Here is an 11527-nt window from a genome sequence, read left to right as displayed (position 1 = left end):
GGCCAGGCTTGCCCGGACAGTGCCAAGAGCCTGTCCCGAGCTTTCGCCGGGCGCGAACGGCCGCCCGGAACCGGCTACTTGTCGATGTCGCCGACGACGAAGAACAGCGAGCCCAGGATCGCCACCATGTCGGCGACCTGCGTCCCGGGCAGCAGCTCCGTCAGCGCCTGGATGTTGTTGAACGAGGCCGAGCGCAGCTTCAGCCGGTACGGCGTCTTCTCGCCCTTCGACACCAGGTAGTAGCCGTTGATCCCGAGGGGGTTCTCGGTCCACGCGTACGTATGCCCCTCGGGCGCCTTCAGCACCTTCGGCAGCCGCTGGTTGATCGGCCCGGGAGGCAGCTCGGCGATCCGGTCCAGACAGGCGTCCGCCAGGGCCAGCGCGTTGTGCGTCTGCTCCAGCAGGCATTCGAACCGCGCCAGGCAGTCGCCCTCCTCGCGGGTCACGACCGTGAGCGTGTCGCGCAGTTCGCCGTACGCGAGATACGGCTCGTCGCGGCGCAGATCGAAGTCGACGCCCGAGGCGCGGGCGATCGGCCCCGACACCCCGTACGCGTGGACCGCTTCCCGCGACAGCACCCCGACCCCGCGGGTACGGCCCCGGAAGATCTCGTTGCCGAGGACCAGCCGGTCGTACACGTCCATCCGCGAGCGCACCGAGGCGATCGCGGCCCTGGCGCGCCCCTGCCAGCCCGCGGGGAGGTCCTCCTTGAGGCCGCCGACCCGGTTGAACATGTAGTGCATCCGGCCGCCGGAGATCTCCTCCATCACGCCCTGAAGCTCCTCGCGCTCCCGGAAGGCGTGGAACACCGGGGTGATACCGCCCAGTTCGAGGGGGTACGAGCCGAGGAACATCAGATGGTTGAGCACCCGGTTCAGCTCGGCGAGCAGCGTTCTGGTCCATACGGCGCGCTCGGGCACCTCCATGCCGAGCATCCGCTCGACGGCCATCACCACGCCCAGCTCGTTGGAGAACGCCGAGAGCCAGTCGTGGCGGTTGGCGAGGACCAGGACCTGCCGGTAGTCGCGCGCCTCGAAGAGCTTCTCCGCGCCCCGGTGCATATAGCCGATGACCGGTTCCGCCTGCTGGATCACCTCGCCGTCGAGCACGAGGCGGAGCCGGAGCACCCCGTGGGTGGAGGGGTGCTGCGGGCCGATATTGAGCACCATGTCCGTGCTCTCCGCCGCGCCGCCGATACCGACCGTCGTCCGGGTGGTCTCCGTCATGGGCGACAGTCTCTCAGAGCGCCTGTCGTGCTCCCCGGCCCCGTGCCTCCTCAGGCCGGGAAGGACCCCTCAGGCCGGGAAGGACCCCTCAAGCCGGGAAGGACCCCTCAAGCCGGGAAGGTCTCCTCAGGCCGGGAAGGCCCCCTGCCCCGGGAGGCCGACGGGCTGCATGAGCCAGCGGAAGTCCCCCAGGCCGCCCCGGGCCGTCAGCTCCGCCGCCTCCCCGGCCGCCGCGAGCGCCCGTACGTACGCCGCCGGATCCGTGGTGGCGAGGGACAGCGGCGGCCGTTCGCCGCTCACCCCCAGCCGGTGCAGGGCCTCGCGCTGGGCCAGTAGCTCCGCGCCGGGCAGCGCGCAGGCGTCCAGTGCCACATGGGCGGTGAGATCGCAGCCGCCGTCCGGTACGGGAGGCACCTCCCGGCCCGCCCGGAAGCCGGTCAGGGTGCCGAAGGGCGGCCGGGCGTCCCGTACATGCGCGTAGTCGACCGCGACCGCGAGCCCCCGCTCCAGGGTGGCGACGGCCGCCGCCCACGCCTCGTCGCGCGGCCGGCCGATCTCCGCGCGGGTGCCGGGGCCGGCCGGCGGCCACCAGCGGGCGAGCCACTCGGCGTCGGGTCCTCCGACCGGTTCGCCCGGCTCCTCGGAGCCGTCCGGCCGGACCAGGACGTACCGTACGACCCCGTCGGGGCCGGTCTCCGCGATGTCGACGGGGACGTTGTCGAGCCATTCGTTCGCGAAGAGCAGCCCGCTGACCCCGGCCGGCGGCTCCGTACACCACTCGATACGGGGATCCAGGCCCGCCGGGCGCGGCGCGCGTTCGACGGCGTACGGCCGCACCGCGAGCCCGTCGGGGACCGCGGCCAGGATTCCGGAGAGCAGCTCGCCGCGGCCCGCGCCGACATCGACCAGCGCCACCTCGTCCGTGTCCAGCCGCTCGGCGGTCAGGGCCAGCAGCCGGGCGACGGCGGCGGCGAAGAGCGGCGAGGCGTGTACCGACGTACGGAAATGCCCGGCCGGTCCCTCGGGGCGCAGATAGAAGCCGTCCGGGCCGTACAGCGCGCGCTCCGCGGCCGTACGCCACCGGAGCGGTCCGGCGTCGCACCGGCCGTCCTTCGCCCCCCGCGGCGTACCCGGCACCCCGCGCGACTTACCCGTCTCATCCGTCACGGCGTCAAGTCTCCACCTTGGGGAGTACGATTCCGCCGACCGGATCGGCCCTCCGGTTGACCCTCCTCCTTTTCCGCCTCACTACGCTGGGTTACGTGCAGCGCTTCTACGACTTTCTCCGAGGACACCCGACGGGCGTCGACGGCTTCTGGGCCGTCCTGCTCTTCGGGCTTTCCCTGTTGTGGGTGGTCCAGGAGAACCAGGGCGTGGTGGCCATCCCCCTGGTCCTGCTCCTGAGCGTCTCCGTCGCGCTGCGCCGCCGCGCGCCCGAGAAGATGCTGCTGCTCATGCTGGGCCTGGGCCTCGCCCAGCTCGCCCTGGACGTGGAGCCCAACCCGGCCGACTTCGCGATGATGGTGATCATCTACACCGTCGCCGCGGAGGGCGGGCCGCGCTGGGCCTCGCGGCTCGCGCTGATCGGCGGGCTGCTCGCCGCGCCCTTGTCGCAGGTGCGCTGGCCCGAGGGGGGCATCAGCATCGCGGGCCGGGTCGGCTACGCCATCGTCATGGGCGTGCCGTTCGCCCTCGCCTGGGTGCTGGGCGACTCCATCCGTACCCGCCGCGCCTACTTCGACCAGCTGGAGGAGCGCGCCACCCGGCTGGAGAAGGAGCGCGAGGCGCAGGCCAAGGTGGCGGTGGCCGCCGAGCGGGCCAGGATCGCCCGTGAGCTGCACGATGTCGTCGCGCACAACGTCTCGGTGATGGTGGTCCAGGCGGACGGCGCCGCCTATGTGCTGGACGCCGCGCCCGACCAGGCCAAGCAGGCCCTGGAGACCATTTCGAGCACCGGCAGGCAGGCGCTCGCCGAGATGCGCAGACTGCTGGGCGTGCTGCGCACCGGGGACGGCAAGGAGAGCGGCGAGTACGTACCGCAGCCCGATGTCGGGCAGATAGAGGATCTGGTCGAGAAGGTACGGGACGCCGGCCTGGCCGTGGACTTCCGGATCGAGGGCACCCCGCGTCCGCTGCCCAGCGGGGTGGAGCTGACCGCGTACCGCATCGTGCAGGAGGCCCTCACCAACAGCCGCAAGCACGGCGGACCCGATGTGGGCGCCAGCGTGCGTCTTGTCTACTTCGACGACGGGCTCGGACTGCTCGTCGAGGACGACGGGCGGGGCGCGGCCCACGAGCTGTACGAGGATGGCGGGGCCGACGGGCGCGGGCATGGGCTCATCGGCATGCGGGAGAGGGTCGGTATGGTCGGCGGCACACTGGACGCCGGGCCGCGACCCGGCGGCGGCTTCCGGATCAGCGCGCTGCTGCCGCTGAAACCGGCGAACTGAGGCGCGCGGGGGCGCATGGGCCTCCGCCGTCACGCCCACCGGCCGCTACCGCTCCCTCTACCTGCCACCTCCCTCTAACGGCTGCCACTCCCTCTACCGGCTGCCACCCCCCTCTATCGCTATCGGACTACCGGACAAGGACCCCGCAGATGTCGATCCGCGTCATGCTCGTCGACGACCAGGTGCTGCTGCGCACCGGATTCCGTATGGTGCTGGCCGCGCAGCCCGACATGGAGGTCGTCGCGGAGGCCGGGGACGGCGCGGAGGCGATCGAGAACCTCCGCTCCACCGCCGTCGACGTCGTCCTGATGGACGTCCGCATGCCCCGGCTGGACGGCGTCGAGGCGACCCGCCGGATCTGCGCGGAGCCCGACGCTCCGAAGGTGCTCATCCTGACCACCTTCGACCTGGACGAGTACGCGTTCTCCGGGCTCAAGGCCGGGGCGAGCGGATTCATGCTGAAGGACGTGCCGCCGAGCGAACTGCTCAGCGCGATCCGCTCGGTGCACAGCGGTGACGCCGTCGTCGCCCCGTCCACCACACGGCGGCTGCTGGACCGCTTCTCGCCGATGCTGCCCAGCGCGGGCAAGCCGCGGCACAAGGAGCTGGACCGGCTGACCGACCGGGAGCGCGAGGTCATGATGCTGGTCGCGCAGGGGCTGTCGAACGGGGAGATCGCCGGCCGGCTGGTGCTCTCCGAGGCGACCGTGAAGACGCATGTCGGCCGGATCCTCACCAAGCTCGGACTGCGCGACCGGGTGCAGGTGGTCGTCCTCGCCTACGAGACGGGACTGGTGCGGGCCGGGGGCGGCGGGCCGGCCTGATCCCGACGAAGGAGACCGGCCGACCGTCCCTCCGGCCGACCGTCCCTCAGGTCGCCGGGACGGCCGCCGGGGGCGGCAGGGCCGAGCCGGGTCCGCTTCGGCCGAGGACCGCCGTACGCTCCTGACCGCTCAGAGGCTTCCGGAGGTGGCGTGCCGTCAGCGCAGCACTCCCTCCAGGAAGTCGCTGCCGAGCCGGGCCACCACGGCGACGTCCAGCTGATGCAGCACATAGCGTCCGCGCCGCTGGGTCGTCAGCAGTCCCGCCTTCCGCAGCACCGCCAGGTGCCGGGAGACCTCGGGCGCGGTGATCCCGTACGTATCGGCCAGCTCGCCCGTCGAGTACGAGCCGCGGGCCAGACTCCGGCACAGCCGCATCCGCATGGGGTGCGCGACCGCCTCCAGACGCAGCCGGACCGTGTCGACGGGGGTGGCGTCCGTCAGCTCCCGCGTGGAGACCGGGTACTGCACGACGGGCTGCCAGCCGGGCGCGGCCAGCGCCAGCAGATGGGGCCGGCCGAAGGCGGTCGGCAGGAACGTCAGCCCCCGTCCCGTCGCGGTCGTACGGGCATCGGACAGCTTGTCCACCACGATCCTCGTACGCGGCCCGTCCTCCTCCAGCGTGATGGCGGGGGAGACGGCGGCGACGGCCTCCGCGAGGCCCTTGTGGCGCAGCATCTCGGTCTTGTGCCGGGCGTCGGCGGCGAGCTGGAACCGGACGCGCCGCCAGGTGTCCGCGAAGAACGCCTCGTCGCAGTCCTCGAGGAGCCGCCGTATCCAGGCTCTGACCCCGGGCGGATCGGCCAGCATCTGCCGTACGAACGCGGCTTGGCGTGGACCGCGGACCGCCGCCAGCTCCAGTGCGCGCTGCCGCACGCCCGCGTCGACGAGCGGCGAGGGCAGCCCCTCGCCGTACGGGCTGGAGCAGGAGATCTCCAGCGCCGCCGCCACGTACTTCTCGTCGTCCATCAGATCGAGGTCGTCCAGCTCCTCGGCGAGCGTTTCCCGGGGAGTGGCGGGCAGCAGGATGTCGGCGCGGATCGACCGCCACAGGAAGTCCGCTTCGTGCAGCCGGTCGGCCAGCTCGGGCTTGAGCGCGGCGGAGGTGGTGGTGATCCAGCCGTGCAGCCGGGCGTGGTGGGCGGGCTCGGAGAGCGTGTGCAGGGCGGCACCCAGCTCCGCCAGCGGGGACGGGCCGAAGGCGATCCGCTCCGGCGGCAGGCCGGTGATGTCGATGAACACGCTCATGGAGCCATGGTGCACGCTGCCACTGACAACCGGTCCGCCGATTGACGGCCCGCGTCAAACGGTGCCACCGCGGGGCGTGGCCGGAAGCAGGGTGAGCGCATGGACGCCCTCCAGCAGCACCTGCTCGACAGCTACCGCGCGGCCCGGCGGGGCGAGCAGGCCCCGCCTCCGCCGGGCCGCTACGACCGCGAGACCCTGCGCACGATCCGGGAGTACCGGCGCCTCCGCCCGAAGCCCGAGCCCGAGCCCCGCCCGCCGGGACGGGCCCGCGTCCGTACGGCGCTGACGCGATGGGCCCGGTGGGTACGACGGGCACGCCCGGCGCGGCGGTCGGCCCGTAAAGCCTGCCGGTAAAGCACACAGGTAAAGCACAACAGGTGAAGCTCACGGGCAGAGCTCGCGTGTCCTGAGTGGGGGCACCCCTCAGGACTGCGCCTCCAGCACCCGCGTCACGAACTCCTCGACCGCCGCCCGTACCTCCTCCGCCGTCCACTCCAGCCCCGGCTCCGCCACCGTGACCTCCGTGTAGGAGACACCGGGAAGGGCGGCGGCCGGGGCCGACCAGACGCGGAACAGCGCCGTCTTCGTCTCCTCCGCCTGCCGCACCGCCGCCTCGTTCAGCACGTCCGGTGTGTACGGCAGCCACACCTGGAACTGATGGGTGTGCGGCGGCTCCGGGTGTACGCGGAACCACGGGACGGCCGACGCCGCGAAGCCCTCGGCCAGCGCCGCGGCCACCACGCGCGCGTGCTCCACGTACGAGGGCAGCCTGGGCAGTTCGCGCTCCAGCCCCAGGAGGGCCGCCAGCGCCGCCGGGTACTGCTGGAAGACCTGGCCCCCATAGCGGTGCCGCCAGACCCGCGCCTCCTCCACCAGCTCCGGGGGACCGGCGAGCACCGCGCCCGACAGCCCGTTGAGCGACTTGTAGAAGGACACGTAGACGCTGTCCGCGAGCCCCGCGATCTCGGCGAGCGGGCGCCCGAAGTGCGGGGCGCACTCCCACAGCCGCGCGCCGTCGACATGCACCACGGCGTCCCGCTCCCGCGCCGCGTCCACGGCCGCCACCAGCTCGTCCCAGGACGGCAGGACGAACCCCGCGTCGCGCAGCGGCAGTTCCAGCATCAGCGTGCCGAAGGGCTCGGCCAGGTCCTGGATCTCCGCGGCGGTCGGCAGCCGCGGTTCCTTCGTCGGGTGGACCGTACGCAGCCCGCTGACCACCGGCAGCGCACCGGCCTCGTGCACCTCGGGGTGGGCGAGCGGATGCAGCGCCACCGTGCTGTTGCCGGTACGCCCCGCCCAACAGCGCAGCGCCACCTGTTGCGCCATCGTGCCCGTCGGGAAGAAGGCCGCGGCGGGGAAGCCGAGCAGCGCGGCCACCCGCCGCTCCAGCTCCGCGACGATCCCGTCGCCGTACACGTCCGGATGTCCGTCCATGCCGTACACGGACCCGGCGTCCGCGGCCAGGGCGGTCAGCTGTTCGCCCATCGGCCGGTCCATCGGCGCACGGACCAGCACGCGTTCCGACGCCCGCCACGCGGCCAGCCTGCGCCGCCGCGCGGCTTGTGCGGTCGTCCCGCCGTCCGGTCCCGGCGCATGAGGCTCCCCGCCGTCCGGTACGGCCGGACGGAGCTTCTCGCCGTCCGGTCCGGCCTCATGGAGCCGTTCGGCCCGATCGGCTCCACCGGCCTGCTCACTTGTCTCTCCCATGGACCGATCATTGCCCACGCGCGGCGCCCTGCCCACAGCCTGTGGACAGTCAAGTGACGGGGCGCGACGCTGGCGTAGCATGGCGGGAAATCGTCCGGTACCCACCGCGGACTGGAACGGAAGGCCCCACCGCGTGAACTCCACAGCACAGGAACCCTTCGATCCCCGGGACCGCCCCGCGCGGCTCACGGTCGGTGTCGTCGGAGCGGGCCGTGTCGGCCCCGCGCTGGCCGCGTCCCTGCGGCTCGCCGGGCACCGTCCGGTCGCCGTCTCGGGCGTATCCGACGCCTCGGTACGGAGGGCGGCGGCGCTGCTGCCCGACATCCCGATCGTCACCCCCGCCGAAGTCCTCGCGCGCGCCGACCTGGTGCTGCTGACCGTTCCCGACGACGCCCTGCCCGGACTGGTCGACGGCCTCGCCGAGACCGGCGCCGTACGGCCGGGGCAACTGCTCGTGCACACCTCGGGGCGGTACGGCGCGAAGGTGCTCGACCCGGCCCTGCGCGCCGGCGCCCTGCCGCTCGCCCTCCACCCCGCGATGACGTTCACCGGCACGTCCGTGGACGTCCAGCGGCTGGCCGGCTGCTCCTTCGGCGTCACCGCTCCCGAGGAACTGCGCCTGGCAGCCGAGGCGCTGGTCATCGAGATGGGCGGCGAGCCCGAGTGGATCGCGGAGGAATCCCGTCCGCTCTACCACGCGGCCCTGGCCCTGGGCGCGAACCACCTGGTCACGCTGGTCGCCCAGTCGATGGAGCTGCTGCGCACCGCCGGGGTCGAGGCGCCCGACCGGATGCTCGGCCCGCTGCTCGGCGCCGCTCTGGACAACGCGCTGCGCTCCGGGGACGCCGCTCTCACCGGGCCGGTCGCGCGCGGGGACGCGGGTACGGTCGCCGCGCATGTCGCCGAGCTGCGCGCGCACGCGCCCGGCGCCGTGGCCGGGTATCTCGCGATGGCCCGTACGACCGCCGACCGGGCGCTGGCGCACGGGCTGCTCAAGCCCGAGCTGGCGGAGGACCTCCTCGACGTCCTCGCCGACGGCGACACCCTCGGGGACGCCCGCGGGGACGGCGCCGGGGGCACCCGATGACCACGCGTACGCGTCCCGACCTCCTGACGCGCACCCCCGTCCTGACGCCCGTCCCCGTCCTGACGCCCGTCCCCGTCCTGACCCGTATCCCGAAGACGACCGCGCACGCGCATCCTGGAGACGTGGAGAGAGACGTGGAGACCATCCGATGAGCCTCGAACTCGCCCCCACGCGCGCGGACCTCGACCGCCTCCTGGAGAGGCGCCCGGCCCCCGGCCGTGTCGCGGTGGTGATGACCATGGGCGCGCTCCACGACGGGCACGCGAGCCTCGTACGGGCCGCCCGCGCCCACGCCGGGCCCGACGGGTTCGTCGTGGTCACCGTCTTCGTCAACCCGCTCCAGTTCGGCGCGGGCGAGGACCTGGAGCGCTACCCCCGCACGCTCGAAGCCGATCTGAAGACCGCGGCGGAGGCGGGCGCCGACGCCGTCTTCGCGCCGTCCGCCGACGAGGTCTACCCCGGCGGCGCCCCCCAGGTCACGGTCACGGCGGGCCCCATGGGCGCGCGCCTCGAAGGCGCCTCGCGCCCGGGACACTTCGACGGGATGCTGACCGTCGTCGCCAAACTGCTCCACCTCACCCGCGCCGACGCCGCCTTCTTCGGCCAGAAGGACGCCCAGCAGCTCGCCCTGGTCCGCCGGATGGCCCGTGATCTGAACTTCCCGGCCGAGATCGTCGGCGTACCGACGGTCCGTGACGACGACGGTCTCGCGCTCTCCAGCCGGAACCGCTATCTGTCCGTCCCCGAGCGCCGTACCGCCCTCGCGCTGTCCGGGGCCCTGTTCGCCGCCCGCGACCGGCTCGGCGCCCAGCAGGCCCTGCGCGCCCGCGCCGAGTACGCGCCCACGCCCGGCGCGCGGGCCGCCGCCCTCTCCGCCCTCGGCGAGGCCCGGCTCGCGGCCGACGCCCACGCGGTGGCCGCCGCGGGCAGCGCGGGCGAGGACTGGAACGGGGCCGACGGCGTACGGGCGGCGGCCCGCGCCGTCCTCGACCAGGCGACCAGGACCGTACCGCCGCTGACCCTCGACTACCTGGCCCTTGTCGACCCCGCCGACTTCACCGAGGTCCCCGACGACCACACCGGCGAGGCGGTCCTCGCCGTCGCCGCGCGCGTCGGGACCACGCGGCTGATCGACAACATCCCGCTGACCTTCGGAGCCTCCCAGTGACCGGAACCGGTATACGGCTGACCGCCCCCGCGCCCGGGTGGGCCATCGACGCCGATGTCGTCGTGGTGGGCTCCGGCGTCGCCGGTCTCACCGCGGCCCTGCGCTGCACCGCCGCCGGGCTCCGTACGGTCGTCGTCACCAAGGCCCGGCTCGACGACGGTTCCACGCGCTGGGCGCAGGGCGGCATCGCCGCGGCGCTCGGCGAGGGCGACACCCCCGAACAGCATCTGGCGGACACCCTCGTCGCGGGCGCGGGCCTGTGCGACGAGGAAGCGGTCCGCACGCTCGTCACCGAGGGCCCCGCGGCCGTACGGCGGCTGATCGGCACCGGCGCGCACTTCGACACCTCCGCCACCGGCGAGCTCCAGCTCACCCGCGAGGGCGGCCACCACCGGCGCCGTATCGCCCACGCGGGCGGCGACGCGACCGGCGCCGAGATCTCCCGCGCCCTGGTCGAGGCGGTCCGCGACGCCGCGCTCCGCACGGTCGAGAACGCGCTGGTCCTGGACCTGCTGACGGACGAGCACGGCCATACGTCGGGTGTCACCCTCCATGTGATGGGCGAGGGCCAGCACGACGGCGTCGGCGCGGTCCGCGCCCCCGCGGTGATCCTGGCCACCGGCGGTATGGGCCAGGTCTTCTCGGCGACGACCAACCCCGCCGTCTCCACGGGCGACGGGGTGGCGCTGGCGCTGCGCGCGGGCGCGGAGGTCTCCGACCTGGAGTTCGTCCAGTTCCACCCGACGGTGCTCTTCCTCGGCACCGGCGCCGAGGGCCAGCAGCCGCTGGTCTCCGAGGCGGTACGGGGCGAGGGAGCCCATCTCGTCGACGCCGACGGTGTCCGGTTCATGCTCGGACAGCACGAACTGGCGGAGCTGGCCCCGCGCGACATCGTCGCCAAGGCGATCATGCGCCGGATGCGGGAGCAGGGCGCCGAGCACATGTACCTGGACGCCAGGCACTTCGGCGCCGCGATGTGGGAGACCCGCTTCCCCACCATCCTGGCGGCCTGCCGGGCGCACGGCATCGACCCCGTCACGGAACCGGTCCCGGTGGCGCCGGCCGCCCACTACGCGTCGGGCGGAGTCCGTACGGACCTGCGCGGGCGGACGACCGTACCGGGGCTGTACGCGTGCGGCGAGGTGGCCTGCACGGGAGTCCACGGCGCGAACCGGCTGGCCTCCAACTCCCTCCTGGAGGGCCTGGTCTTCGCCGAACGGATAGCGGCGGACATCGCGGCGAACAGCCAGGACGTCGCCGCGGTGGCGTCCGGTCCCGCCGCCCTCCGGCCCGAACCGGCCGACCCGGACTGCACCGTCCCGCTGCCGCTCATCGCCCCCGAAGCCCGCACCGCGATCCAGCGGATCATGTCCGAGGGCGCGGGCGTACTCAGATCCGCCGCGACCCTGTCCACGGCCGCGGCGGCCCTGGAGACCGTGTACGAGCAGGCCCAGGACCAGGACCGGGCCCAGGACCGTGACCAGGACGGCCCCGGCCACGGAAAGGCCGCCGTCCCCGGCGTCGAATCCTGGGAGACCTCGAATCTGCTCTGTGTCGCCCGGGTCCTGGTCGCCGCCGCTCTGGAGCGCGAGGAGACCCGCGGCTGCCACTGGCGCGAGGACCGTCCGGAGCGCGACGACACCGACTGGGCCCGCCATCTCGTCATCAGCCTGACGCCCGACCGCCGGCCGGTACTGCGCCGCACGGCCACGGCCGCGTTCCCGCCCGTGGACCCCGGCCCCGTGGACCCGGGCTCCGCGTCCCCCGCCGTATCCAGCCCCGCAACCCCACCCCCCGCCGACGCCCCCAGGGAGCCGTAA

At 73.7% G+C, this 11527-nt stretch carries 11 protein-coding genes; 7 read left to right on the top strand and 4 right to left on the bottom strand.

The window, feature by feature from the left end; translation table 11 throughout:
* Positions 1–74: 74 nt before the first annotated feature.
* Positions 75–1226, bottom strand: coding sequence for an NADH-quinone oxidoreductase subunit D (locus CU044_RS24845; protein WP_129770966.1), 1152 nt, complete (start codon positions 1224–1226; stop codon positions 75–77).
* A 126-nt stretch (positions 1227–1352) separates the two neighbouring features.
* Positions 1353–2363, bottom strand: a complete 1011-nt coding sequence (locus CU044_RS24840) for an SAM-dependent methyltransferase (protein ID WP_129771014.1) — start codon at positions 2361–2363, stop codon at positions 1353–1355.
* A 125-nt stretch (positions 2364–2488) separates the two neighbouring features.
* Here CU044_RS24840 and CU044_RS24835 point away from each other — a divergent pair, with 125 nt between their 5' ends.
* Positions 2489–3676 (top strand): sensor histidine kinase, encoded by a 1188-nt coding sequence (locus CU044_RS24835; RefSeq protein ID WP_129770965.1) that lies wholly within the window; start codon positions 2489–2491, stop codon positions 3674–3676.
* A 149-nt stretch (positions 3677–3825) separates the two neighbouring features.
* Positions 3826–4500, top strand: a complete 675-nt coding sequence (locus tag CU044_RS24830; protein WP_129770964.1) for a response regulator transcription factor — start codon at positions 3826–3828, stop codon at positions 4498–4500.
* A 156-nt stretch (positions 4501–4656) separates the two neighbouring features.
* Here the strand turns inward: CU044_RS24830 and CU044_RS24825 are convergent, their stop codons facing one another.
* Positions 4657–5745, bottom strand: coding sequence for a DUF5937 family protein (locus CU044_RS24825; RefSeq protein WP_129770963.1), 1089 nt, complete (start codon positions 5743–5745; stop codon positions 4657–4659).
* 99 nt (positions 5746–5844) lie between these two features.
* On the opposite strand from CU044_RS24825, the gene CU044_RS24820 reads away from it, so the two are divergent.
* Positions 5845–6099, top strand: a complete 255-nt coding sequence (locus CU044_RS24820) for a hypothetical protein (RefSeq protein WP_129770962.1) — start codon at positions 5845–5847, stop codon at positions 6097–6099.
* 69 nt (positions 6100–6168) lie between these two features.
* On the opposite strand, the gene CU044_RS24815 is transcribed toward CU044_RS24820, so the two are convergent.
* On the bottom strand, positions 6169–7452 hold the full coding sequence (locus tag CU044_RS24815) for a beta-eliminating lyase-related protein (RefSeq protein ID WP_129770961.1): 1284 nt from the start codon (positions 7450–7452) through the stop codon (positions 6169–6171).
* A 133-nt stretch (positions 7453–7585) separates the two neighbouring features.
* On the opposite strand from CU044_RS24815, the gene CU044_RS24810 reads away from it, so the two are divergent.
* From CU044_RS24810 to CU044_RS24800, 4 genes are read left to right on the top strand one after another with little or no spacing between them, the layout of a single operon-like run.
* Complete coding sequence (locus CU044_RS24810; protein ID WP_193564061.1) at positions 7586–8539, top strand: DUF2520 domain-containing protein; 954 nt, start codon at positions 7586–7588, stop codon at positions 8537–8539.
* A complete protein-coding gene (locus CU044_RS38725) occupies positions 8536–8691 on the top strand; it encodes a hypothetical protein (RefSeq protein WP_165371965.1) in 156 nt (51 codons plus the stop codon). Before CU044_RS24810 ends, CU044_RS38725 begins: the two co-directional genes overlap by 4 nt.
* A complete protein-coding gene (gene panC, locus CU044_RS24805) occupies positions 8688–9707 on the top strand; it encodes a pantoate--beta-alanine ligase (protein ID WP_129770959.1) in 1020 nt (339 codons plus the stop codon). Before CU044_RS38725 ends, panC begins: the two co-directional genes overlap by 4 nt.
* Entirely contained in the window at positions 9704–11527 is a 1824-nt protein-coding gene (locus tag CU044_RS24800) for an L-aspartate oxidase (RefSeq protein ID WP_129770958.1), read from the top strand. Before panC ends, CU044_RS24800 begins: the two co-directional genes overlap by 4 nt.

The organism is Streptomyces sp. L-9-10, assembly GCF_004151105.1.
GTDB lineage: Bacteria > Actinomycetota > Actinomycetes > Streptomycetales > Streptomycetaceae > Streptomyces.
The sequence above is the reverse complement of the archived record's forward strand: the minus strand, read 5'-3'. Positions and strand labels throughout refer to the sequence as shown.